Consider the following 24,136-nt stretch of genomic DNA (forward strand, 5'->3'; position numbering starts at 1 on the left):
GCAAAAGGCATACCCTACTTCGGTCGTAAATATTCCATTTAACAAGAGGATTGACCGTGAGTAATCAACGAAATGATCGCACTGAAAGAAACGATGCGGACGAAAAAAAACAACAGGCCCTAGACTATCATGCCGACGGGCGCCCCGGTAAAATCGAGGTTATCTCGACGAAGCCAACTCTCACTTCTCTAGACTTAACTAAAGCTTACTCTCCTGGAGTTGCCTGGCCATGTCTGGAAATCGCTAAAGACCCTGAGCTTGCTTACAAGTACACTGCCAAAGGAAACCTGGTTGCTGTAATCTCTAACGGTACGGCCGTTTTAGGTTTAGGTAATATCGGTGCCGTTGCTGGTAAACCTGTAATGGAAGGTAAAGGTCTACTCTTCAAACGTTTTGCTGACATCGATGTATTCGACATCGAAGTTAACGAAAACACAGTTGAAGGAATGGTAAAAATTGTCTCAGCTCTTGAGCCGACTTTTGGGGGTGTAAACCTTGAAGACATCAAAGCTCCAGAGTGTTTTGAAATCGAGACACAGTTAATTGAAAAAATGCAAATCCCGGTTTTCCACGATGACCAGCACGGTACAGCGATTATCGCTTCGGCTGCGCTTTTAAATGCCATCGAGATCACCGGAAGAGATATCAAGAAAACAAAGGTGGCCGTTTCAGGCGCTGGAGCTGCTGCGATTTCTTGTGCAAAATTATTCTTTGAATTAGGTCTTCCAAGAGAAAACCTGATCATGTGTGATTCTAACGGAGCGATCTACAAAGGTCGTAAAGAAGGAATGAACAAATACAAAGACGAATTTGCTGTTGAAACAAAAGCAAGAACTCTAGGTGATGCGATGGTGGGAGCTGACGTTTTCATCGGTTGTTCTGCCAGAGGACTAGTCACTCAGCAAATGGTTAAAGATATGGCACCAAACCCTATCATCTTTGCCATGGCCAACCCAGATCCGGAAATTTACCCGGCAGAAGTTCACGCTGTACGCGATGATGCCATCATGGCAACTGGTCGCTCAGACTTCCCTAACCAAGTTAATAACGTTCTAGGATTCCCATTCATTTTCAGAGGTGCCCTGGATACGCGTTCGAAAAAAATTAACGTTGAGATGAAACTAGCGGCCGTTCACGCCCTGGCAAGTCTGGCAAAAGAAGAAGTTCCTGAAGAAGTAAAAATGGCCTACGGTGGAGAAGACTTTAAATTTGGTAAAAACTACCTGATCCCTAAGCCATTTGACCCACGCGTATTAACTCGTGTCACACCAGCGGTAGCAAAAGCTGCTATGGACTCAGGTGTAGCGAGATTTAACATTGACGATCTTCACGCTTACGCCCGCGCCCTTGAAGGACGTATGGGGAACTCTGCTCAGTTCATGAAATCTCTTCGCGACCGCCTTGCTACTTACGTAGCGAAGTCTGGTAAAAAAGTTAGAGTGGTTTTCGCTGAAGGAACAAACACACGTATCCTTCAAGCAGTTAAACAACTTGTTGAAGAAGATAAAATCGAACCAATTCTTCTTGGACGCAAGAAAGCTATCCACAAAAAAATGGACATGCTTGGCCTGGAAAAATACAAGGACGATGTTCGTACGATCAATCCAAGAAAACATGAAGAGTTTGAAAACTACGTTCGTCTTTACTCAAAAGAAAGACAAAGAAGTGGTGTTTCGGTTTACCACGCAGAAGAGCTTATGAGCCACCAGAACTATTTCGGTTCGATGATGGTGAAACACGGCTTAGCTGATGCTGTTATCGCTGGTCCAACTCTAAACTACGCTGACTGCTTCCCACCACTAATGCACGTTATTGGTACAAAAGAAAAGGCAAGCGCTGCTGGTATCTTCGTTATGAGCTTCAAGAACCGCGTTCTGTTCTTTGCAGACTGTGCTGTTCAAATTGAACCAAATGAAGACCAACTTTGTGAGATCGCAGCTGGTACAGCGGAACTTTTCAGAAAACTTATGAAGCGCGAACCACGTATCGCCTTCCTGTCGTTCTCGAACTTTGGTTCAAACGACTCTGAAAGAGCAAAGGTTGTTAAGCGCGCTGTTCAGTTAACAAAAACTCGCTACCCGAACCTTTTAGTTGAAGGGGAAATGCAAGCGGACGTTGCTGTTAACAAGGGATTAATGGATAAATTGTTTAGCTTCTCTACTCTTGATGGGCCAAGCGACATCCTGATCTTCCCTGAACTAAACTCAGCGAACATCAGTTACAAACTTCTTGCACAACTTGGAAACGCAAACGCGATCGGGCCAATTCTTCTTCCGATGAATCAGCCGGCGAACATCATTCCAAGAACAGCAACAGTAACTGAAATCGTCAATATGTGTGTTCTTTCTGCACTTCTGTCAGATAAGAAAATGAGTACGAAGGAGTAATTATGAATAAAACAATTATTAGTACTGACTTGGCCCCAGCAGCCGTTGGAACTTATTCGCAAGGCGTCGCTGTAAACGGAACTTATTACTTTTCAGGCCAAATTGGTATCGAACCAAAGTCTGGAGAGCTGGCAAACGGCTTTGATGCTCAATTAAATCAGATTATGAAGAACATCGATGGCCTTTTGACTTCACAAAATCTTAAAAGAGAAGATATCATTAAGACATCGATCTTTTTAACAGATCTAGGCAACTTTGCAGCTGTAAACGTTGCTTACACTGAGTTTTTTAAGGCACCATACCCTGCAAGAAGTACTGTTGAAGTCTCTAAGCTTCCAAAGGGAGCTCTAGTAGAAATCGAAGTTATTGCGGCAAAGTAGCCACCAGTTATCGGACACTATGATTTTAAAAAGCAAATACGTATTTGAATCTAAGGGAACCAGAATGTATCGCCACTTCTTAAGCGTGGTGATCATTCTGGCCTCTCTCTTTTTCTGTTACTCATTTGCTTGTGCCATTTTACTTCTGGACGCAAGAAACGAAGGGAAAAACTCTGTCTCAACTTTCGTCCAGAGTCCGCCTGACCTCATCGTGGTTTTCACGGGCGGTCCAAAAAGAATTGAATTTGCTGTTAAAAAGGCGCAGGAATTTAAACAACCAAATGTTTTTATCACTGGCGTTCATGAGAAGAACTCGGTTCGCACAATTATGAACCCGATTGATCCGGCAGAAACAACAGACCATATCGAACTGGACTACACGGCAAGAAACACGGTGGAAAACGTCGTTTCAACGCTTAAATACCTTCGTTCTAACCGCGGTCTTAACAAGATCCTGGTTATCTCAAGTGACTACCACATTATGAGAATCAAAATGATTTTCAATTCGCTGATGCTTGAAGATGAGAAGTTTGAGTTTTTCTTCACTCCGGTGCCATCTGATTACTTAAGTTTTAAGAATATCAAAATCCTTTATACGGAAGTTTTCAAACTGATCCGTACAAAACTCTTCCTGATCTATTGGGATCAGAAATCGCCTATTAAGAATTTCTATTAATCACTAAACGCGCGTTACAGAAATAACTTCTTCTAAAGACTCAATCGCACTGATTGTCTTTAAAAGTTCGCTGTAGTCCTTAACTTCAACTTCAAAGATAAAACTTCCCTTTCTATCAGGCATAGACTTGGCAAGGGCACTTCTGATGTTGATGCCGGCGTTGTTAATGGTTTTTGAAATCAGGGATAGAATCCCCGGCTTATCTTGAGTCATCACTCGCACGCTTACCGGGTGAGTGAAGCTGAAACCTTTATTCCAAGAAACTCTAATCGTGCGAATAAGCGACTCTGCATCGACACGGTTACATTGGGCCGTGTGAACAGTAATCCCGCGTCCACGAGTGATAAAGCCCACGATACTGTCACCCGGAATCGGGTTACAACAACGGGCCATACGAACCACGACGTCGCTCATTCCGTCTACAATGATGGCATTGTCAGACAGAGACTTCTTGCGCACGTTTTTCGTCATCTTATCTGAGTAAGACTCGATTTCTGTGATCTTATCATCCAGCTCTTTAATCTCAGCTTTAGCGGCCGCTTCTTTTAGAGATGGAATGTGCTCGATAATACTTTTTGCTGTGTGCTTTCCAGAACCGACGAGAACGCAAAGTTCTTCTTCATCGATAATGTGAAGCTCATCAAACATCTCTTTGAACTCGTTGTTCTTCTTAAGAGCTTTGATACTCGTTCCAAAAACTTTGAACGCTTTTTCCAGGATCTCGCGACCCAGTTCTCTGTTTTCGTCGCGCTCAACTTTAAGCAGCCATTGCTTGATTTTACTGCGGGCCTTAGAAGACTTCGCGATATTTAACCAGTCTTTCGACGGCGTTTGAGTTTTACTTGTCAGGATCTCTACCGAGTCCCCTGATTTTAGAATGTGTCTAAGAGGAACGATCTTTCCGTTAACCTTAGCACCCACGCAGTGGTGACCAACTTCAGTGTGAATCTCGTAAGCGAAATCCAGCGGAGTCGCTCCGTATTTTAATTCTCTTACGTCTCCGTTGGGAGTGAAGACGAATACACCATCGAGATCCAGGTCGTTTTTAATAACGTCCAGGAACTCTGCTTTGTTGTCTGTGTTTTTGTTGTATTCAAGAAGTTCCTGAACCCAGTCGAGTTTCGGAGCTGTTTTACCAGCAAGACCTTCTTTGTATTTCCAGTGAGCAGCAACCCCTGCTTCTGCAACTTCATCCATCTCGCTTGTTCTGATCTGGATTTCAATACGCTCAGCTTTTGGCCCCATAATCGTCGTATGGAGTGACTGGTAGTTGTTCACCTTAGGAATAGCGATGTAATCCTTAAAGCGCCCTGGAATTGGCGTATAAGACGAGTGGATAATCCCCAGCGCCTTATAACATTCAGTGATATTGGAAACGATAATTCTAAAGGCCAGTAAATCCTGAACCTGTTCGAAGTCAACGCCTCTTGAAGTCATTTTCTTATAAATAGAATAGAAATGTTTTGGACGTCCCTTTACTTCAGCGTGAAGTGAGTACTCCAGAAGTTTTTCTTTGATGTTTGAAATAACGTCTCTGATATAAGCGTCGCGCTCCGATTTTTTCATCGAAACTTTTTCAGCTAAACGGTAATAGATTTCCGGTTTAAGGAAACGAAGACATAAGTCTTCCAGGTCCGACTTAACTGAGTTAATCCCCAGACGGCTTGCCAGAGGAACGTAGATATCAAGAGTCTCTTGAGCGATCTTTTTTTGTTTCTCATCAGAAACGTATTGAAGCGTTCTCATGTTGTGCATGCGATCGGCAAGCTTAACGATGATTACGCGAAGGTCTTTGGCCATCGCCACGACCATCTTGCGGAAGTTTTCAATTTGCGATTCTTCTTTCGTCTTGAATTTGATTTTTCCGATCTTTGTCAGACCGACAACCAGGTCAGCAACTCCTGCTCCAAATTCTTTTTCAATTTCCTGAGGAGAGATATTGCAGTCTTCAACGACGTCGTGAAGAAACCCGGCCATAATCGTATCAAGGTCCATGTGAAGCTTGATCAGAGTGGCAGCCACGTTCATTGGGTGAATGATATAATCTTCACCAGAGCTTCTCTTTTGCCCAGAGTGCGCTTTTTCAGCAAATAGAAAGGCCTTTCTTAGTTTAACGAAGTCAGCGTCTGGATAGTACGCTTCCACTCTTCTAACTAAGTCGTCTACTGTGAGGTCTCTCTCGTGTGAAAAATCTAAACTCTGTTGCATTCTTTTTAGCTCTTATCCGCGAAGGATTTCCATGGTGATTTCTTTTAGCCTGCCATAGGCGTTTTCGATATCGTCGTTTAAAATAAAAAAATCAAAATCGTCTTTTCTCAAAAGCTCTTTCTTGGCATTTGTAATGCGAAGATTGATGATCTGAGTGCTTTCAGTTCCACGATTGCGCAGTCTCTTTTCCAGCTCTTCCACTGATGGTGGAGCGATAAAGATAACATTGGCGACATCTCCAAAATGCAGCTTCATTGAATCCACACCCTGAACATCGAGGTCGAAAAGAACATGCTTTCCTTCGCTCAGGCATTGCTCGACAAAAGCTTTAGATGTTCCATAAAAGTTACCGTGAACTTCGGCCCATTCTAAAAATTCGTTGTTGTCTCTTTTAGCGATGAACTCTTCTCGTGAAATAAAAAAATAACTTAAGCCATGAATTTCACCTGGACGCATAGGTCTTGTGGTGAAAGAAACAGATTCGACGATTGTTGGATAATCTTTCTTTAATCTTTTGATCATTGTGGACTTCCCCGTGCCAGACGGAGCGACAATAACGATTAATTTGCCGGTAAATTGGTCCTTATTCAATGTTCAACCCTTGCTCGCGCATTTTTTCTAACTGTAGTTTCATTTGAACAACAGAATCTGAAATCTCTTTCATACTTGACTTTGACCCTATGGTATTAGTCTCGCGACCAAGCTCTTGCAGGATAAAATCAATCTGTCTTCCAACGTCATTACTTGATTTTAAAAGATTTTGAAATTTTTCCAAGTGGGAATGAATGCGGTTAATTTCCTCATGGATGTCGATCTTTTCTAAATAAAAGATCACTTCCTGAAGCAGTCTTCCCTGATCGACAGCGATCAGAGTTTTATATTCATCAACACGTTTCTTCAGCTTCTCTTCCACATTGGTCTTGAAGTGTTCAGCGTTCTTTTCCACTGTCTTAAAATGTTCTTTGTAGTGATCCAGGTGTTTCTCTAGGACTTTAATCAACTTTTCACCTTCAGCTTCGCGAGATTTTTTAAGCTCTCCGATAGCACCTTTGAAAGATTTGAAAAGAAGTTCACTTAGTTCTTCCTGGTTCGCATCGTCCTGGTCGATCAGAAACTCTGAACGAAGAAGATCTGTCATAGAAAGCGTCGGAGTGACTCCTTCAGCTTTTGTCAGCGCAGTTACCTTCTGGATAAATTGCGAAACTTTTTTTGTGTCTAAATCATCGAAGCGATTTTTATTTTCCGCGCGCTTGATATTTACATAAACATCAAAACTCCCACGCGAAAAAATATCAGTCATTTCTTTTTTAAGTTCGAGTTCGTGCGCATTGAGTGTTGAAGGCATTTTAAAACGAATGTCTTTAAAACGATTGTTCACACTTTTCATTTCAACTGAAACAATGAAATTCTCAGACTGAGTAGCGGCTTGACCGAAACCGGTCATAGATTGTGCTGTCATAGGATCCTCGGCAATGGGATTTTTAGATTGTGCCGAGGATATTACTTTTTGATTTAGAGATCAAGGGCCCAGCCTTGAACCTTTCCATTCTCAAAATACACTTGTCTGACGCTACCATCTTCAACAAAAGACCAGCGCTCATTTTGATTTTTTGGGTTACCTGCAATCTCTACGCGGGCAGGTTTACCCCACACATTAATAACTTCGCCTTTCTCCATTCCTAAAAACAGCTCACTACCGTGGACTGAGCGCCTCTGCACCATGTTTCTACGCTGATCCAGGTCCTCTTTTAGGTCCATTTGCTTCGTTTGAATGTAAGAATCCCTCTCATACGGTGACAGACTCAGGTAATAAAGCTTGTCAGAGTCCGTTTGCAGGAACTTTCTGTCTTGAAGATAACGCCCGGCCTCTTCTTCAGTCATGGAATCTTCCTTCTGAATCAGCTCTTCACGTAGCGATACACTTTCTTTGTTTAAGCGCCTTGCTCTCTCACTTGCCGGCGTTCGGCTCATAATTTCTTCGCGGCTTCTTCCTCTTTCACCGGTGTCTCCGCTAACTACTGGAAAGTCTTGTCCAGGACTGAGAAAGCCACCATCTTCTCTTTCCATTTCTGCAATGAAACTCCTATCCGGTAGCATCAAGGAGCAGCTTGAAGTGAGTGTTACTACTCCAACCAATAAAATTGCTTTCCTTGCCAATATCTTCATGGGTCTTCTCCTGTCATTTTTGTCGAAGAGTTTCCTCTTCATGAGTCATTTATCGGGCAAAGCCTTTGTGAACCTTCGCTCGGAAGCGCTTCTGGCCACCAATAGGCAAAAGTTGCATTTCCTGACTCGCACAGTCGGACAAAAATAGACCTCCTCAATTTCTATTGAAGAAGTCCGATAAGACATTGAAGGAGTCCTAAACTTGAAGTTTTTAATTAAAATTGAAGAGGCCATTGATAACCTGATAATGACGTTCATCGAAAAGATGAAGGCGGCCACTCCACATTTTGTTTTTAAATCGATTGATTGGATTAAACACTCTCCTCAACTGGTCAAAAAGAAGGCCGGAGTTTACGTTCCAAAAATCAGAATTTTCTTTTTAAAGGTCATTGGATATAGCCAACATTACATAACGATCGTTAAAGGTCATATTGTTGGTGCTCAAATTTATCTGCGCTCAGATGAATTCAAGCAAAGAAACAAAGTGGAAATGATTGTTTCTCCACTCAAAAAGTTCAAAACTGATCCGGTTAAGGCCTTCAGTTTTGTGATCATCATGTCTATTTTTGCAGGTTCTGGTTACTTCATTTATAAAAACACTGAAAAAATTATCAGCGGAACAAAAGCTCTAAGAGCTCCGGCCTCAGCAGAGCTGGAAGAACCGATTTTAGAATTTAAAAAATTAAAATATCACGTTCTGGGTGACAAAGAACTTGAACTCGATGTCACGATCACTGCCAAGTCAATCGAAGATAAAAAAGACCTGGAGCATATTGAGAAAGAAATTGAAGAGCATCTTCTAGGTGTTTCTATTCATATCAATCAACTGCCTCCTTCTGATGAAGAAATCAAAGCGATTGAAAAAGAAATGATGGAAAAGATCGAAGGGGCCAAAGTTAAGTCTGTTGAAATCAAGCAAGTTCTTGGTGGAAGACCAAAGTATTTCATGCAGACTGAAAAGATGGCGACATTTAAAGATATCAATCTTCAGCTCTTCTTAGAAGATACCAGAAGAAATCGTCAGATCTGGGTGGATTTCACCGCTCTTTCAAGCAACCGCAACGTCACTCTCTTCTTAAAAGATCACGAAATTGAAATCCGTGATTATATCAATATGCATGTTGAACCGGTCATCCCTCAACTTCCAATTGAAGAAGAAGGACGCCAGATCATCAAAGATAAAATCAGAATTGAACTCAATGAGTACTTAAAGAACTCAGGAATCGAAGGGAAAATCCTGGAGATTTATGTGGACTACCTTATTGTCTCTTAACTCACTTTCTCTTTTTGCAATATAGGCCTTGAGTGTATTGTGACTCACGTCCAGAAGCTTTGCTGTGCGGGTGAGATTCTTATCTGAGCGCAGATAAGTCTCATAACAGTATTTGATTTTCATCTGCTCCATTGGGATGATTTCCTGTTTCTGGATTCTCTCGCCTTCTTCAAACATGAGTTCCTTGTCGCTTTCATCAACCACCAGTCTTTTTCCTTCAGAGAGAATCTTCTTTCTCATCAGATGAGAATTGAGCTGCCTGATGTTTCCAGGCCAAGGGCAATTCATGTAAAAATCAATCAACTCATCTGACAACACAGCACAATGCTCTTTTTCAAACATCAAGCAAAGCGCTTTAATACGCTCTTTGTCTTCAATTAATGAATTGAGGCGAAGCGAACTTCCAGCTCTAAGGCGATAGTAAAAATCCCTGCGCATTTTTCCTTCCATCACTCTCTTCTTCAAATCACTCCCCGATGCAAAAATCATTCTGACGGAAGCTGTTGTTGCGCTTTCTCCTCCGACAGGTCGAACTTCATAGTTATCTAAAAATAGTAACAGTTTGGTCTGAAGATCCAGTGACAAAGAATCAATTTCATCGAGAAACAAAGTTCCCTTGTGTGCTTCGAGAATCGCTCCTCTCTTCGCATTTAAGGCCCCGGTAAAAGCACCTTTAACATGCCCGAAAAGTTCTGATTCAATCAGACCTTGAGAAAAGGCGGAAAGGTTTAAATGAACAAAGCGTCCACTTCTTCCACTGGCCTCATGTATTTTTTTTGCTAACGTTGTTTTTCCTGTTCCCGTTTCACCTTCAATTAAGACAGGAAGAGAACTACTCATCACGGCCATAGGCAGAAGATTTTCTTCTGAAGTCTGTCTCTCCGGCCTTAAAAAGTGCAGGCGATTAAACCCCAGGTCAATGACATCTCCACGCTCTAAAAAAGCTTCGTAAGAGTAACTCCCGTTGAGCTTAAAAGGCGTTTCTCCCAAACTGCGAAAAAGGTAGCGAGAATGTTGGTTGTGCATTTTAGTTTTGGCCGAAGCAACAAGAATCATTTCAAAGCCACCACTCGCTCCACCAAAAACAGGAAGTTTGATCTCTGACTTAATAAAATCAAAATTGAAATGATCATCAAAAAGAAAACGATAACTAGTTCGGTTGAGTTTGAGAGTTCTCTTTTTCTCTTGAAAAGCATCGAGTAAAAAAGAATCCCCCTCTCTGGCACCGTTGGGAATGACGGATGGATAAAGTGCGCGAGCTGCGCGCAGTTCAGTTGTCATTTGTCTCATAGCTTCCATTAATCCCCCTCTAAAAAAGCTTTTTCTCGCCTTCTTTACAACTGTTATGCCGGCCTAGAATCGTGTACAGATATGATTTTTAGTGTTATACTCGCTCAATATTTAAACTTAGGTACAGTTATGAGCTACACAATCAGACAACAAAGCGCACAGTTCAAAATGGGAATTTCCGACATTGCTCAATTCGAGGAATGGCTGGCAGACCACAAAGATATTATTGGCGTAAGTTTCGTTGGCCGCTCAAACGTTGGTAAATCGAGCATGATCAATGCTCTTTTTGGTTCAAAGACAGCGCGCGTTTCTAAAACTCCAGGACGCACACGCGAGATCAACATTTTTGAATTTGAATTAAATCTCAATGGAAAAAAATCAGACCTTCCTCCATTTTACCTGATCGACCTTCCTGGTTACGGATTTGCAGAAGTTTCAAAAGAGATGTCAAAAAACTGGAACGAATTGATGGGGGCCTTTTTTGCTGAAGCTTCAGAATCAATGCTACTTCTAAACCTGCAGGATGCACGTCACCCTGACCAGGACGTAGACCGCCAGTTCTATGACTTCATCAAAGGCTTTGCGAGAAAAACGGTTCTTGTCTTTAACAAGATTGATAAACTTAAAACTCAAAAAGAAAGAGCGGCTCTGGAAAAACTAAAGCCTGCTCTCTCAAAAGATTATAAATGGATTCGCCAGATGTACTTTGCTTCAGCTGAAAGCAAAAAAGGTGTCCCTCAAGTTGAGGAGGCCATCGTTACACACATTCTGGAAGAATTGGAATTAAGAAAGACTCACGAAGACTCAGACATCTAGTGTCTTGTATCTAGTCATCATCCTTTTTCAGGTCGATCGCCGGGAATTTAATCTTATTCATCTTGCTCTCGATTTCTTCGAGGTCTCTTTTGCACGCTTTAATCGTATGAAGAAGGGCACGCATTTTAGGAGAATCCCAGTCAACATCTCCATTATCAACTCCACGCTCTAAAAGTTTTCCCAGTTCTTCGTAGGTCTCTTTTAAATGGGCATTCGTGCGGGATGCTGTGAGCATCTTTTTGCCAATAGCGCTCGTCTTCATAAGTTCTTTATGAAAATTTAAGAACCAAAAGTTAAACTTATTTTTTAAGTTAGATCTTTTCTTCATGCGCGCATCGCTCCTCTGGTATCCTTCGTAGTTTACCACTATAAGAAAGCTTGTGAAGAATGAATATTTTGATAGCATTAAAGGTGAAAACACTAATACCTTGAGAGGAATAGTTGGTTATCTTCAAACAAAAATTCACTAAACTGGAAAAGGCCCTGGAAAAACGCTATTCCAAAGAACGCGATCCTTGGGGTTTAGAACCTAAGCGCGCCATCAGTGACCTGAAGGCCATCTGGCCATTTTATAAATATTATTTTGATGTCCGACTTCATGGGAAAGAAAAAGTTGAAGACAAGGCCTACATGGTGGTTTCAAATCATACCGGCCAGATTCCGATTGACGGACTTTTAATCTGCACCGCTTTTGCAACAGAGCTTGATCACCCAAAAATTCTGCGCCCTTTAGTTGAACGCTTCCTCACTTCACTTCCTTTTTTAGGACGATGGTCGAGTGAAGGCGGAGCGGTTTTAGGCGACAGGATCAACTGCCTTAATCTTTTAAAGCGCGGTGAATCCATTCTCGTTTTTCCTGAAGGAGTGCGTGGGATTGCAAAAGAAACAAAAGATCACTACAAACTTCAACGCTTCACTAAGGGCTTTCTAAGAATGGCCTTGACGTCAAAGGTTGAGATCCTTCCGATTGCTGTCGTTGGAGCAGAAGAGTTTTTTCCTTACGTTTACCACTTAAAGAAAGTGGCAAAACTTCTTCATGTACCAGCTGTGCCCTTATCGCTAAACCTATTTCCTCTGCCTTCTCCTATTGATATTTACATTGGTGATCCCTATATGCTTCCGGCAGAACTTAGCGCTGAAGCTTTAGATGAAGAGCTAGAGCCGCATATCATTGCTCTGGAAAAGAAGATTGAAGAGCTCACACAAGAAGGCTTAAAAAACAAACGCACAATAGCGCAAAGGTTAAAATCATGAGCACAAAAAAAGTTCTCATCATTGGGATTCAAGGTGCTCTTGCCAAGATCACTGCCGAGCTCTTAATCAAAGCTCATCCCGATATCAGGATTCACGGCGTGGATTCTCGCCCGATTGATAATATTCCAAAGCGTCCGCATATCACTGTTCAACAGATTAAATACAACCGCACGAACTTTGAGAAACTTTTCCGCGAGCACCAGTTTGAAAGTGTCCTGCACTTAGGTCGTTTAGGTCACTCTCCTGCGATGGGAAATATCCACAAACGCATCGACATTAATCTGGTGGGGACAAATACTATTTTAGAACTTGCTCAGAAGTTCCGCTCAAAAAAAGTCGTCATTCTCTCTACCCATCACGTTTACGGAGCTCTTCCTGACAACCCGATGTTTTTAAGAGAAGACTCGCCTCTTCGCGCGAGTTTTAAATACGCTGAACTAAGAGATGTGGTTGAAATGGATCAGATGTGTACGAACTGGATGTGGAAAAACCAAAACCAGATTCAAACCATTGTGCTGCGCCCTTGTAACATCATCGGCCCTCAGATTAAAAACTCAATCACTCAATACTTAAAAACGCCTTACGCTCCTCTGCCGCTTGATTATAATCCAATGTTCCAGTTTATCCATGAATTCGACATGGCCACTATGATCGTCAATGCTGTCGAAAAATTAGGAACTGGAATTTACAATGTTGCCGGCGATGATGTGGTGAGCTTGCATGAGGCTTCTGAAATTATCGGTGTGAAAAAAGTCCTGGTACCCATTATTGCTGTCGAGCAGTTGGCAAAAGTTTTAACCCCGGTGTGGAAGTTTCCCCTCTACCTCCTGGACTACATCAAGTTCCCAGCGACTCTGGATAATAGCGAGCTTAAAAAGACATTGGGAGAAGACACTTTCCGTTTTAGTGCCAAAGAAGCACTTGAACTCCTAAAGCTCAATTGATTATTTACAAATCATCTTTGTAAGAATCTTTTGCTGGTCATCAAGGAACTTCATGACTTTCTTCTTTCCTTTTTCCTCACAGGTTGGACCCAAGGCCTCAGAGTCTGAATAAGATGTCTTGTGGTCTTTAACATTGTAAGCGACATCTTTACTGATTACATGAACACGCATGTTCACCATTCCCGCAGATCGCAGAGTCTGGCTTCCATCATCCTGATTAGAAAGATACGGTGAGACTGAAGTAAAAGAACAGTACTGGCAATCAAGGATCAAGCTTGGAACCTCAGCTTCCTTACCAGACTTTTTAAGCGAGATAAAACGATTGTCTCCAATTCCTTCGAGTTTGGAATTAGCATCCAAAAAAACAATGCTTGATTCTGGATGCTCAGAGAGCTTCACCAATGACCTGGTTTGAACCAAACCTCTGATCCTATCACCTGTTTTTAATTTAAAATCAGAGTGAGCATCGTTGGCTATGAAAAGGTTTCTCGCTTTTTCAGGTTCATTCATCGTGTAATTGGTTACAACTGATCCTTCTACTGAGAGCTTATCATCGGCCAAACCACAAAGAGTCACAGGTCTGATTGATTGAGCACTCTCTGGTTTCTTTTTTAAATCAGGAAGTCTGGTTTTTAAATCAAACGTCCATCCCTGAGTCAAGGCATCGTTTCTGATATCGGTATAAACCAAAGGCTTTCCCGGTTCGCGAATGATTTTTGTATCTTCTGTTTCCTGAGTGAAGTGAACAACACCTGTTCCAAAAACTTCGGCCTTTCCGTCTTTGACCACAAGCCCGGTTTTTTCTTCAAGACAAATCCCGACGATTTTATCGTCTTTATAATCTTCAATCGCTTTTGCCTGTACTGCTAAAATTCTTCCCAGTCTCGCACGCTCACCACAATGAGTGTCGACAATAACTCCCGGAACCAGGTTTAAAAAGTCATTATGGATTCCAGAAACAGATGGATCAACTTTATCGTTTAGAAGTGGTGAATGCGAGTCTTGCATAACATCTTTACTCGTAAAATCCTGCCCACCAGTCATCGAGTACTGCGAAAGCCCCATTGAACCAGAACTCGTCCCACCAATCGCCCCGCCTCTATCGGCCAGCGCTTTAATCTGCTCATGCAGTTTTGTGTCTTTCCACAATTGGTAAGCTTTCCCTTGGTTTCCACCGCGAATAAAAAGAACATCAGCATCGGCCAGCGTCTTAACTAGCTTTGGGTCATTGGCCGCTTTTTTAGAATTGATGACCAGGTTTTCAGAGCTCGTCGCTCCCATGGATTTGAGATAATCCACCATGAAATTAGTGTCGGGTTTATCGAGCGAGAGAACAACGACTTTGATCTTTCCATCCTTAGTCGTGTCACCGTTATCGATGAGTTTTTTATAAAGAGTGTACGACCAATCCTTCTCCATCCCAATATCGCCCTCCGGACCTCCGCCCGCAAGCACAACTACTCCTGGCGCGGCCAGGACAGATTGAGAAAGCATTAACCCCAGAAATAATGCTTTTATTTTCATAGTTTTCTTATCGAAACCTACCCGAAAAAGATAACTTAATAATACCTGACTAAAAGAATTGAATTGACGTAAACGCCTCCTATCCTTAAGATATCCTAATCCAATCAGTGCCTTGGTGGTGGAATGGTAGACGCAGCGGATTCAAAATCCGCCGTCCGCAAGGATGTGCGAGTTCGAGTCTCGCCCGAGGCACCAAAATTCATATCAGAAATATTTCAATCTCAATTTATTAAATCTTCAAAGCATATTCGCTATTCATTATATGAATCTCCTCAAAGGAGATTTTATGACAAAAATAGAACAAGAATTATTGGCCATCGAAAGCATGATTTATATAATTCGAGGTCAACGAGTAATGTTAGATAGCGATCTCGCAAAGCTTTATGGTGTAGAAACAAAGAATTTAAATAAAGCAGTTCAAAGAAATAAAAAACGTTTTCCTGATGATTTCATGTTTCAACTAACTGAAATTGAAGAAGAATCTTTGAGGTTCCAATTTGGAACCTCAAGTGTGCAAGTATTTGAAGAGTAATCTTTACAAAAGGAATTAGAAGTTAAACTCCAAAATCTCAGTTCGAAGATCATCCTCCACGAAGCACCAACAATTTAAAAACTAATCAATCTCTCCCATCCTTCTTGCGCGACTATTCTCTTCTACGAATGTACGCACTCTCGCAAGTGACCCGACAGGACGATTTGCACTGGTTGCATGAAGACGAGTATTAATATAATTCTCTTTGCAAAGCTCATCGCTATCAATATTTTCATTTAACGTTTTTGGCACTTCGATTTTAGCTAGTGTATAAAATGGCAACACCTTCTCATCCCACTCTGCTCCACCATTTTCAATCCATTGAGAAGTGCTCCATCTTTTTTGTGGACCAATAGCAGTGTTGCTTAATTTTTTGAGATCAAAGACTTGAGCTTGCAAATAAAAGCACACTTCATTTTTTTCAACTTTTGCCTTGATATCATCTTGTAAATAAGTTGCAGACTTACCAGCACTTGCCTCTTTTTGAATTCCTTTACCATTGCAAGGAATGACCCTGTATTTGACAAAATGTTTAGCTGTTCCGTTTTCATTTACACCACTAAGATAAGGAAGATTCCCCCAGTACATTTCAGTTGTGTAACTTTTAATATCGTTGCGTTCATAGGTCTTTAGCAAATTGGCAGCTCGTATAGTTGATTGCAAATATAACGGATTTGGAAAATAGCTAAAGTCTTTTTGTCCTAGTCTTGCGGCCTTCATTAATTCATAAAATTCAACAATGTTATTTACAGCAAACATGGGCGAGGAATTCATCATGAAATCGAGACGGTTCTTTCCACTATAATCAAAAATTTCATTTGATGTTTCCATCGAAAAAGACAATGCACGCACATCGTTGGCGGTATCAGGGAAACGTCCCCCCTTGGCATTGGCGAATCTAATCTGAATTGGATAAGTTCCTTTGAATGAAAACACTCCCTGCAACAAAGCATCAGCATAATTCCCAGGGTAAGAAAATTTACTTTTTAAATCATCTTTAGAATAAACCTGGATTTGTCCATTGAAACAAGACCCTTTAGCATGAGTCCCACGATTTAATGATTGATTTGAATTCTTATTCTCATCAGCAATTTTATTAAAAATTTCAACCAGACTCGCGGCTATTGAGTCCTCGTCTCTTGTTTTTACCTCTACCCCTTTGAGTAGTGGAATAGAGCTTAAGATTTTGAGATTTTGTTCATGAATAGATTCTTTGCTGGCAATATTTCTGATTTGTGGTGCTTTTTCTTTTGGTGACGAACAACTAAAAGCAGTGGCCGAAGCCAACAAAATAATACTTAACCTTTTCATTTCTACTCCCTCATCAATCTAGTTTCCTAAATAGATTTTACTTGTTTTCAATAGAAATGATCTTTTAAAAATTAAAGGAAAAAAACTCCATCCTTATCAAAAAGATAGGTTATCAAGTTTGTCTAAAAAATAATGGCCCTTTTAGATTACTTCCTAATATCACTAGCTGCTTTTGTTGCCTTCGCAGGCGCTTCACTTTCTTTTGGCTTTACTGCATTTCTTTGGCCATCGGTCACACTCACTGTTTTACCAGATAAGCAGGCAAATCTTTCATCGTACCATCCACAAGAATTTTCCATGAAGCTTTCCCAGAAAGCAACACACCCCTTCTTTTCTTTTAGGGCCTCTAAATTAGATTTAACTTTATCAACGTTTTTTACCGTCTTGCCTTCTTTTAACTGAGCACATGCCGTATCAGCAGCATCTCTAACTTGAGACTCTCTCAAATCGCTTGGAATTTTTTTAAGGTCAGATAGAACATTCCCAATAGTTTCTACAACTGCTAGAACTCCAAAACTGACAGCAACAAAAACTCCATTCGCGGCCATACCGATAACTTCACCGACTCCGCCCTCAGCATTTGCATTTTGGATGAAAAAGTTAAAAATATTTACTGCTTTTGGTGGTGTTGTTAATAGCTCGATCTTTTTTGCTACTTCATCGGGAGACATGGCGAATGTTAAATCTTTTTGGCCATTCTTAAAAACAACCTTTAGCATTCTGTTTTGTTGAGGAATCAGTATCCACTTTTGATTAAAACCATCGACAACAACAAGATGATCCCCTTCTACTTGCATCTCAGGCAGTTTTGTATTTAATGGTAAACTCTGCTTCTTAAAGAACTCTTCAAGCTGCTTGCCTTTATTGCTATCTATTTTATTAATATGTGAGACAAGTGAATTAAGATCTTTTGAATTTTTGTTGTATTCATCAGCAACATACCTAAGCCCAACCGCACCTAACTTTGTCGTCTCTGCAAACGATAAGCTTGGATTCACTACTAAAAAAATCAACAGGAAAAAATTAATTAAAATCTTCATATTATGTTGCCCCTTAAATGCTTATCGAAATATAAGACGTTTTTCTTTACTCTGTTGATCAGCTGTAGACTGATGACAAAGGCCTAATCCAAGTGGAAAAACGAAGATATATCAGTGTAAAGATTAGTAGCATCCTATGAGGCATCTAGTCTTTTTCGCTTTATATATTGTGACATTTCTCCCTTGTGACATTTAACGGGGAACTTCTAACCTCTCAAAATATGGTTTAGCTCTCCCTCATTCTCGGTATCCTTTACACGCTTTCTCTCCTTGATCAAAGCTTGTGTATAATCCATAAAAACAATAATCGCCCGGAGAAATTTATGAATATTTTCATTACAATGTTAACGCTACTTCTTTCATTTTCCTCTTTAGCAGATGTAAAAATCATTAAAAGTAAAATTAATGGGACAGCTGTTATTAGTGAAGAAAATGTTATCAATATCATGAATCCTACAATCGAAATTGATGGCAAAAATTATTCATTATTTGGTAGCGAATATAGTCACAGCACTGGGATTTATGCCTGTAAAAAACTAAAAATGGAATTTGTTGGTTTAACTGCAAGAAGAATTCAATCTGTTTATGTAGAACTTGTTCAGGTTAAACAAAATGGAGAAATGGTTTTTAATGATGGGCTTTGGTCTGAGATCACAACTTTAGCTTGTAAGCGTTAATTTATTTTAAAAAAATTAAAGGCCCATCGTTTTTTAGGCGATGGGCCTTTTTATTCCTACTTCTTATCTTCTTTATCAATCTTTGTATTAATCCCAATCCTCTCTAAGTCTTCATAAGTCGATCTTCCGCCGTCTCCATATCCATACCCAATTGAACGAGGTGGTGGAGTTACATCATCTGCTGCGCCAGCAGGAACTCTAGAGAAGTCGTTGTGGTAATCCTCGCCTTCTTCGCCGGTAAATAGCTCTTCTGCTTCTTTTTTTGGTTTAACTCTCTCGAGCTTATCTGCTTTTTGTGCATTTACATTTTTAAGCCAGGCAAGTACCGCTAGGATTGATATTGTAAAGACCAGCACGAGACCAAAATCAAAATGCTTGAAGATTGCAATTCCTGCCACAACTAAAATAACAACCATTCCATAAAGATATCTATTCATAAGACCCTCTCGAAGAATAACAACACATCTCATTATCACTCACCCCAGCATTAAGGTTAAGTAAAAATTGAATAATTAGGTGAAGAAATCTACACTAGCTTTATAGGTTATGAAAAAGAAGTTTAAAGCGGAGCCTCAATGAAAACATTCCTTGCAATTTTTACCTGTGCCGAAAATAGTGAGGCTCATGAAGCCTGGAAAAAACTCGGACGAGAAGAGCAGAAAAGCCGACTAGATCAAGGACCTGAACTTCTTGCAAAATGGTCAGCAAAATACCAGGCTCAAGTCATTTATGACGGAGGCCATCTTGGAGAAGTCACAAAGCAAGTCGACAATAAAGGGATTCGCGACATCCCAAGCCAAATGGGAACATTTCTTATTGTGCAGGCAAAATCACATGAGGAAGCGGCAGAAATGTTTGTCGAGCATCCTCACTTTGCAGTCTTTCCTGGTAACGGAGTAGAAATCATCGAGCAAACAGGTATTCCGAGGGTATAAAATGGAAAAGCATTCTGGCTCATGTCTTTGTGGTCAAATTACATATGAAGTAAATGGGCATTTTGAAAGTTTCTTTCTTTGCCACTGCAAGCATTGCCAAAAAGACACAGGTTCTGCTCATGCGGCTAACCTCTTCTCATCAAGTGCAAAACTTACTTGGATTTCAGGTGAAGATAAAGTGAGAACCTTTCTCCTCAATTCAACCAGACACTCTAAAAGCTTTTGCGCCAACTGCGGCTCCGCAATGCCTAACCTTCAGCTCAATGGTCAACTTCTGGTTGTTCCAGCAGGAAGTTTGGATGAAGACGTTCAACTAAAACCAACGGCTCACATTTTCTGCCGAAGTAAGTCTTCCTGGTCAAAAAATCTTGAAGGTGTAAAAGAGTTTGAAACATTCCCTGGATAAAATGCATTACTACAAAACAACTATTCAGTACGCAGGAACTCAATACGCAGGCTTTCAATGGCAGAATGGACTTCGTACTGTTCAGGATGAAATCAACAAGGCCCTCGCCCAATTAATTGATGGCAAGGTGACAACGAGGGCAGCCTCACGCACTGACACTGGTGTTCATGCCATTGATCAAGTTGTAAAAATATCTTCTGCTCTCCCTATTGAATGTGAAACTTTTCTTGAATCATTTAATCATCATCTTCCTCAAGACATCAAATGCCAGGCGATCGCTCCTTGCGGAGGAACTTTTAAACCAGCAGCAGAGGCCCTTTCTAAAGAGTACCGCTACTTTTTTACCAACAAAAAGCAAGTGAGCTTGGAAGACAGGCAGTTCATTGCCAATATTGCTAATGAGCTCGACATTGCGGCCATGCAAACTTGCTTAAAGGGCATTATTGGAAAACACGATTTTTGCAATTTTTATTCTATTGGAAGCAATGTGAAGACAACAGAAAGAGAGATTTCTTTTTGTGAACTCACAGAAATCAATCCTCATGAGATCTTTATTGGTCAAACCTTATTTCATATCCCCAACAATCTACAATCTTGTTATCAATTAAGAATTGAGGCCAATGGCTTTCTCAAGCAAATGATCAGGCATTTGATGAGTGCTTTATGGATGGTCGGAAGCAAAAAACTGAGTATTGAAGAGTTTCTAGCTCTCATTGATGGCCAAAAAAAAGAGAAGCAACTATGGAAAGTTGCTTCTCCTAATGGTCTGTACCTTTATAAAATCTCTTATCCAAGAGATTAGTACTGCTTTTGTTTTACAGAAAGAATATAAGGAATCACTTTACCGTTCTCGTATTTCATCTTAACGGTTGCTACAACTTCCAGTGCATTCTCCATAGACTTAGGGTACGAGTAATCAAAAGTGATTACGTTAACATCCCCTACATTCTCCAGGAATTTAGTTTCGTTAAATGTTACATTTTCAGAAGCGTCATCAAAAAGCTTGATGTTTTTAGGAAGTATAGACTCTCTCAGTTTTTTTCTTAACACTTCCATTGTTTCATCGCCCTTTAATTCGACAGTTTTTAAGTCTTTTGTTTCTCTGTTGATTAAAAGAATTTTGGAAACATAGTTTGACCACTTAAAGTTTTCTGTTAAGACGATAGCGTCAGTGTCATAACCAAGGTTTTGAATGGCCAGTTTATCTAGAGATAGATTGTAGTGGTTTCCAAAGTGCGTATCACCAACATTAAAAACAACAAACTCATCTCTTTCTTCGTCGTTTGCACCAACGACAGTTAAAATCTTATTTGATTCAATATCGACAACAAAGTTGCGAACAGATGAAATATCCAGGTGCTGATCAATCTGGTCGTATGTAAGTGTATCGAGCCATTCAAAGTCTAAGTTCTGACCAGGAACTCCCCAGGCCACAGCATAACCGTTTACCACTGGAAAAAATCTATCAATCCTAAAAGCTCGCTCACTTGCAAAAGATGTCTGTGCTGTGAAAAGTAGAACTAATCCGATAACTAAATTTCTCATAAATCCCCCTGTTTTGTTTGCTGGGGAGGATTTACGACGCAGTTATAGTTTTGAAAATTAGAATTATTTAATCGAATCCTTGCATAAATTAGAAGGATACTCCTTGAGGCTATAATATCATCAAGTTAGGTCGTCTTCATGATCGTCCTGATACCTTTGGCGATCTTTTTATCTACATCTGATTCGATATCAGTCTTTCTTTTAACTAAGTAGATACCCTGCTTTTGTTTCTTCACTTTCACATGAACATCCACTTCACTTAGGTGGAATTCACTCTTTACTGATCTGTTATGAAGTTCAACGACAAACGTTGGGAGATAGGCCACGGCCATCCCTTGGCGCAAGAACTCCAGGGCAGACTCCATAAGTCCCACGCGGTATTTGATGTTTCTATAAACCAAATCATCTGGCCATCCATCAAGACCTTTAACCTTTGTTGGTGATGAATCAATGGGTCTGATGGGAATAACAAAAGGCAATTCTGCAAAATCTACATTCTTAAAAGTGCTTTTTTTAGCAAAGACTCCCATACTCACTTCGCCAATCTTTATATGCTCAATCTTGGGGTGAGGGATCGGGAGATAAGTAATCCCATAATCAATCTGGAAATCTTCCAGCGCTTGTTCGATTTTTCCAGGGATAAGCTCGTACATGCTGACTTCATAATCTTTGAAGACTTTATGAAAAAGCTCTCCTGCAAAGTAAGTAGAAAAAACTTCAAACGTCCCAAAGCGAATTGAATTCACTAATGAACGGCTGGAGTCGAGTTCATCTTTAATCTTGTTAAGGTTACTCAGCTGCGGCTCTATTAAGCGGGCAAGCTCACGGCCCTTGTCTGTAATCTTGATCCCTCTTCCCTCATTAATAATGAGTTTATGACCAATTTCTTCTTCTAAAATCTTGAGCGCCTTTGAAATAGCGGGAGAACTAATTCCCAGGATTTCAGAGGCCCTTTTCATATGCTCAGTCTGACAGACAACGAGAAAGTATTGTAAACGGTTTAAGTCCATATCTAATCATTAACTTTTAGTTAACATTAAGTAAATATAATTCACTTTTATTTACCTAAACCCTGGTCTAATTTCTTTTTCACCAGGAGAAACCAATGAAAACATTATTAACTGCCCTATTCTTATCTTTTAATGCCCAGGCCATGGAAATCTATATCTTAAATACGCAAATCGGTACAACGACCTTTAAAGATTTGCTTATTATGGAAAATGGCAAAGGGTCTCTAACGGTTCCAGGTCAATTTACGACCTCCCTTTTAAATTATGAGCGCCAGGAAAAAAGCATGAGCTTTAACTTTTCAACAATTGAAAATGGAGCTACTCTAAAAGGAAGCTACCTGCTTCATTCAGAAGACGACTTTAAATCTTTAAAAGGTGAACTGATGATTGGCGGTGACCATTTCCCAATTACTGGTGGAAGGGTTTATGCTGAATAATACTTTTTCTCAGATCGCTGCTCATCGATCTATCAGGAAATATAAGGATACGCCTGTGGACGACGAGGTGATTTTAAAAATCGCCGAGTACGCTATGAATGCATCCTCATCAGGCAATATGCAATGTTACAGCATGATTGTGACTAAAGACAAAAAGCTCAGAGAAGAGCTTTATCCTCTGCACTTTAATCAAGAGATGGTGATAGAGGCCCCTGTTCTTGTCACCTTCTGTGCAGACTTCCATCGCATGAGACAATGGATAGAGCAAAACAAGGCCCCGCTTAATTTCGACAACTTTATGAGTTTTATGATCGCAAGTATTGATGCCACTTTAGTCGCTCAGAACTTTTCACTGCTTGCTGAATCATTGGGGTTAGGAATTTGTTTTATGGGAACAACCCTCGCCAATGCTCACCTTATCGGAAAGGCCCTGCAGTGTCCGGACAATGTTGTCCCAGTTGTGGGTTTTTCATTGGGGTATCCGGATGAGAGCCCGTCCGTCAGAAAAAGGCTTTCTTTAGACGGTGTCATGCATTTTGAAACCTATCGGGATTACTCACCTTCGCAAGTAAAAGAGATTTATAAAGAACGCGAAGAGCTTGGGATGAAGAGATATAGAGAGGTTCCAGAACTTAGAAAAATGATTGAAGATAACAATGTAACAAGTCTTGCTGAAGTGTACACAAAATTAAAGTACACCAGAGAGTCACATATTGATTACTCTCAAAATCTTTTAAAATACCTAGAAGAGCAAAATTTTATGCGCCACTAGTTCTTTTAGTTTTTCTTCAGATAGATAATTTAGGTCCAAGACTGCCTGATAAGGATCTCCAGGTAAAGACAGAAGCTGAGCAAAAGCTGGCTCTGTCTTTATTCCTTTTTCCTTTAAAAGACGTGCCTGCTTTTTGAAGACTTCCCCACCCAGAGCAAGAACCTTAGCTTCGGCAAGCATGTGCAAATAAGCATTTTGCTTATCAGTCACTTTATGTTGGCAAAAAACCTCAAATTCAAATCCTTCAGCAAAGAAATTTGCGACAACACATTCTTCATTATTAATTTTATATTGAGACTGTTTAAATCTTTCACAATTACCAAAATGTTTCTTGATCTGAGTAGCGAATACTTTTAAGTCAGAACTAGAACAAATAATATCGAGATCGCTTTCTGGAAGATCAATATCAATTGGAATGGTTCCCGTAAGAATGGGTGAATAGCTATTAAGAAGCTCCAAAATATTTAAAGAAGAAATCGCCTTATAGGCTTCCCTTTGTCTGAGTGTTCCCTCTTTTAAATATCCAGGATTTTTAAAGTCTGGAAGATTCATC

General features: G+C 40.5%; 27 protein-coding genes, 1 tRNA gene and 1 pseudogene. 16 read left to right on the forward strand and 13 right to left on the reverse strand.

Annotated features, from left to right (window positions below):
* The first annotated feature begins 56 nt into the window (after positions 1-56).
* From AC6JA8_RS15905 to AC6JA8_RS15915, 3 genes are read left to right on the forward strand one after another with little or no spacing between them, the layout of a single operon-like run.
* Positions 57-2,387: an NADP-dependent malic enzyme gene (locus AC6JA8_RS15905; protein ID WP_497974679.1), complete on the forward strand. Its 2,331-nt coding sequence runs from the start codon at positions 57-59 to the stop codon at positions 2,385-2,387.
* A 2-nt stretch (positions 2,388-2,389) separates the two neighbouring features.
* Positions 2,390-2,767, forward strand: a complete 378-nt coding sequence (locus AC6JA8_RS15910; RefSeq protein ID WP_497974680.1) for a Rid family detoxifying hydrolase — start codon at positions 2,390-2,392, stop codon at positions 2,765-2,767.
* A 19-nt stretch (positions 2,768-2,786) separates the two neighbouring features.
* On the forward strand, positions 2,787-3,443 hold the full coding sequence (locus tag AC6JA8_RS15915) for a YdcF family protein (RefSeq protein WP_497974681.1): 657 nt from the start codon (positions 2,787-2,789) through the stop codon (positions 3,441-3,443).
* A gap of 3 nt (positions 3,444-3,446) precedes the next feature.
* On the opposite strand, the gene AC6JA8_RS15920 is transcribed toward AC6JA8_RS15915, so the two are convergent.
* The 4 genes from AC6JA8_RS15920 to AC6JA8_RS15935 are packed head-to-tail and all read right to left on the reverse strand — an operon-like array spanning position 3,447 to position 7,718.
* Positions 3,447-5,651, reverse strand: a complete 2,205-nt coding sequence (locus AC6JA8_RS15920) for a RelA/SpoT family protein (protein ID WP_102244801.1) — start codon at positions 5,649-5,651, stop codon at positions 3,447-3,449.
* Between the two features lie 12 nt (positions 5,652-5,663).
* The gene (gmk, locus tag AC6JA8_RS15925; RefSeq protein ID WP_102244802.1) at positions 5,664-6,242 is read right to left on the reverse strand and encodes a guanylate kinase; all 579 of its coding nucleotides are present in this window, start codon (positions 6,240-6,242) and stop codon (positions 5,664-5,666) included.
* Positions 6,235-7,110 carry a YicC/YloC family endoribonuclease gene (locus AC6JA8_RS15930; protein ID WP_497974682.1) on the reverse strand — a complete coding sequence of 292 codons (876 nt, stop codon included), beginning with the start codon at positions 7,108-7,110 and terminating at the stop codon, positions 6,235-6,237. Before AC6JA8_RS15930 ends, gmk begins: the two co-directional genes overlap by 8 nt.
* A gap of 53 nt (positions 7,111-7,163) precedes the next feature.
* The gene (locus AC6JA8_RS15935) at positions 7,164-7,718 is read right to left on the reverse strand and encodes a hypothetical protein (protein ID WP_497974683.1); all 555 of its coding nucleotides are present in this window, start codon (positions 7,716-7,718) and stop codon (positions 7,164-7,166) included.
* Between the two features lie 7 nt (positions 7,719-7,725).
* Here AC6JA8_RS15935 and AC6JA8_RS15940 point away from each other — a divergent pair, with 7 nt between their 5' ends.
* Positions 7,726-7,965 carry a hypothetical protein gene (locus AC6JA8_RS15940; protein WP_497974684.1) on the forward strand — a complete coding sequence of 80 codons (240 nt, stop codon included), beginning with the start codon at positions 7,726-7,728 and terminating at the stop codon, positions 7,963-7,965.
* A 54-nt stretch (positions 7,966-8,019) separates the two neighbouring features.
* Positions 8,020-9,090: a hypothetical protein gene (locus AC6JA8_RS15945; RefSeq protein ID WP_497974685.1), complete on the forward strand. Its 1,071-nt coding sequence runs from the start codon at positions 8,020-8,022 to the stop codon at positions 9,088-9,090.
* Here AC6JA8_RS15945 and AC6JA8_RS15950 read toward each other — a convergent pair.
* Complete coding sequence (locus AC6JA8_RS15950) at positions 9,034-10,389, reverse strand: sigma 54-interacting transcriptional regulator (protein ID WP_497974686.1); 1,356 nt, start codon at positions 10,387-10,389, stop codon at positions 9,034-9,036. The genes AC6JA8_RS15945 and AC6JA8_RS15950 overlap by 57 nt on opposite strands.
* A gap of 120 nt (positions 10,390-10,509) precedes the next feature.
* On the opposite strand from AC6JA8_RS15950, the gene yihA reads away from it, so the two are divergent.
* The gene (gene yihA / locus AC6JA8_RS15955; RefSeq protein ID WP_158649720.1) at positions 10,510-11,196 is read left to right on the forward strand and encodes a ribosome biogenesis GTP-binding protein YihA/YsxC; all 687 of its coding nucleotides are present in this window, start codon (positions 10,510-10,512) and stop codon (positions 11,194-11,196) included.
* A 10-nt stretch (positions 11,197-11,206) separates the two neighbouring features.
* Here yihA and AC6JA8_RS15960 read toward each other — a convergent pair whose 3' ends face one another.
* Positions 11,207-11,524: a hypothetical protein gene (locus AC6JA8_RS15960; RefSeq protein WP_102244808.1), complete on the reverse strand. Its 318-nt coding sequence runs from the start codon at positions 11,522-11,524 to the stop codon at positions 11,207-11,209.
* Positions 11,525-11,637: 113 nt separating this feature from the next.
* Here AC6JA8_RS15960 and AC6JA8_RS15965 point away from each other — a divergent pair, with 113 nt between their 5' ends.
* Together AC6JA8_RS15965 and AC6JA8_RS15970 are read left to right on the forward strand one after the other, a co-directional pair.
* Complete coding sequence (locus AC6JA8_RS15965) at positions 11,638-12,450, forward strand: lysophospholipid acyltransferase family protein (RefSeq protein ID WP_102244809.1); 813 nt, start codon at positions 11,638-11,640, stop codon at positions 12,448-12,450.
* Positions 12,447-13,394, forward strand: coding sequence for an NAD-dependent epimerase/dehydratase family protein (locus AC6JA8_RS15970; RefSeq protein ID WP_102244810.1), 948 nt, complete (start codon positions 12,447-12,449; stop codon positions 13,392-13,394). The genes AC6JA8_RS15965 and AC6JA8_RS15970 overlap by 4 nt, the downstream gene beginning before the upstream one ends.
* On the opposite strand, the gene AC6JA8_RS15975 is transcribed toward AC6JA8_RS15970, so the two are convergent.
* Positions 13,395-14,918 carry a cyanophycinase gene (locus AC6JA8_RS15975; protein ID WP_497974687.1) on the reverse strand — a complete coding sequence of 508 codons (1,524 nt, stop codon included), beginning with the start codon at positions 14,916-14,918 and terminating at the stop codon, positions 13,395-13,397.
* A gap of 109 nt (positions 14,919-15,027) precedes the next feature.
* Between AC6JA8_RS15975 and AC6JA8_RS15980 the strand changes: the two genes are divergently transcribed.
* Together AC6JA8_RS15980 and AC6JA8_RS15985 are read left to right on the forward strand one after the other, a co-directional pair.
* A tRNA-Leu gene (locus AC6JA8_RS15980) sits at positions 15,028-15,113 on the forward strand.
* Between the two features lie 91 nt (positions 15,114-15,204).
* Positions 15,205-15,432: pseudogene (locus AC6JA8_RS15985) on the forward strand (ORF6N domain-containing protein); the annotation flags it as partial.
* 99 nt (positions 15,433-15,531) lie between these two features.
* Here the strand turns inward: AC6JA8_RS15985 and AC6JA8_RS15990 are convergent.
* On the reverse strand, positions 15,532-16,761 hold the full coding sequence (locus tag AC6JA8_RS15990; protein WP_497974688.1) for a catalase family protein: 1,230 nt from the start codon (positions 16,759-16,761) through the stop codon (positions 15,532-15,534).
* 146 nt (positions 16,762-16,907) lie between these two features.
* Positions 16,908-17,801, reverse strand: coding sequence for a hypothetical protein (locus AC6JA8_RS15995; RefSeq protein WP_497974689.1), 894 nt, complete (start codon positions 17,799-17,801; stop codon positions 16,908-16,910).
* Positions 17,802-18,124: 323 nt separating this feature from the next.
* On the opposite strand from AC6JA8_RS15995, the gene AC6JA8_RS16000 reads away from it, so the two are divergent.
* Entirely contained in the window at positions 18,125-18,478 is a 354-nt protein-coding gene (locus AC6JA8_RS16000) for a hypothetical protein (protein WP_497974690.1), read from the forward strand.
* Between the two features lie 56 nt (positions 18,479-18,534).
* Here AC6JA8_RS16000 and AC6JA8_RS16005 read toward each other — a convergent pair whose 3' ends face one another.
* Positions 18,535-18,915, reverse strand: coding sequence for a hypothetical protein (locus AC6JA8_RS16005; RefSeq protein WP_497974691.1), 381 nt, complete (start codon positions 18,913-18,915; stop codon positions 18,535-18,537).
* Between the two features lie 138 nt (positions 18,916-19,053).
* Here AC6JA8_RS16005 and AC6JA8_RS16010 point away from each other — a divergent pair, with 138 nt between their 5' ends.
* The 3 genes from AC6JA8_RS16010 to truA are packed head-to-tail and all read left to right on the forward strand — an operon-like array spanning position 19,054 to position 20,621.
* Entirely contained in the window at positions 19,054-19,413 is a 360-nt protein-coding gene (locus AC6JA8_RS16010) for a hypothetical protein (RefSeq protein WP_497974692.1), read from the forward strand.
* A 1-nt stretch (position 19,414) separates the two neighbouring features.
* Complete coding sequence (locus AC6JA8_RS16015; protein WP_497974693.1) at positions 19,415-19,819, forward strand: GFA family protein; 405 nt, start codon at positions 19,415-19,417, stop codon at positions 19,817-19,819.
* A 1-nt stretch (position 19,820) separates the two neighbouring features.
* Complete coding sequence (gene truA, locus AC6JA8_RS16020) at positions 19,821-20,621, forward strand: tRNA pseudouridine(38-40) synthase TruA (RefSeq protein WP_497974694.1); 801 nt, start codon at positions 19,821-19,823, stop codon at positions 20,619-20,621.
* Here the strand turns inward: truA and AC6JA8_RS16025 are convergent.
* Positions 20,618-21,364, reverse strand: coding sequence for a hypothetical protein (locus AC6JA8_RS16025; protein ID WP_497974695.1), 747 nt, complete (start codon positions 21,362-21,364; stop codon positions 20,618-20,620). The genes truA and AC6JA8_RS16025 overlap by 4 nt on opposite strands.
* Positions 21,365-21,489: 125 nt before the next feature.
* Positions 21,490-22,374, reverse strand: a complete 885-nt coding sequence (locus AC6JA8_RS16030; RefSeq protein WP_497974696.1) for a LysR family transcriptional regulator — start codon at positions 22,372-22,374, stop codon at positions 21,490-21,492.
* Between the two features lie 95 nt (positions 22,375-22,469).
* Between AC6JA8_RS16030 and AC6JA8_RS16035 the strand changes: the two genes are divergently transcribed.
* Both AC6JA8_RS16035 and AC6JA8_RS16040 read left to right on the forward strand, forming a co-directional pair.
* Positions 22,470-22,811, forward strand: a complete 342-nt coding sequence (locus AC6JA8_RS16035) for a hypothetical protein (RefSeq protein WP_497974697.1) — start codon at positions 22,470-22,472, stop codon at positions 22,809-22,811.
* A complete protein-coding gene (locus AC6JA8_RS16040) occupies positions 22,801-23,583 on the forward strand; it encodes a nitroreductase family protein (protein ID WP_497974698.1) in 783 nt (260 codons plus the stop codon). The genes AC6JA8_RS16035 and AC6JA8_RS16040 overlap by 11 nt, the downstream gene beginning before the upstream one ends.
* On the opposite strand, the gene AC6JA8_RS16045 is transcribed toward AC6JA8_RS16040, so the two are convergent.
* Entirely contained in the window at positions 23,554-24,135 is a 582-nt protein-coding gene (locus tag AC6JA8_RS16045) for a DUF4269 domain-containing protein (RefSeq protein ID WP_497974699.1), read from the reverse strand. The genes AC6JA8_RS16040 and AC6JA8_RS16045 overlap by 30 nt on opposite strands.
* Between the last annotated feature and the right edge of the window lies 1 nt (position 24,136).

This window comes from Bacteriovorax sp. HI3, assembly GCF_059738875.1.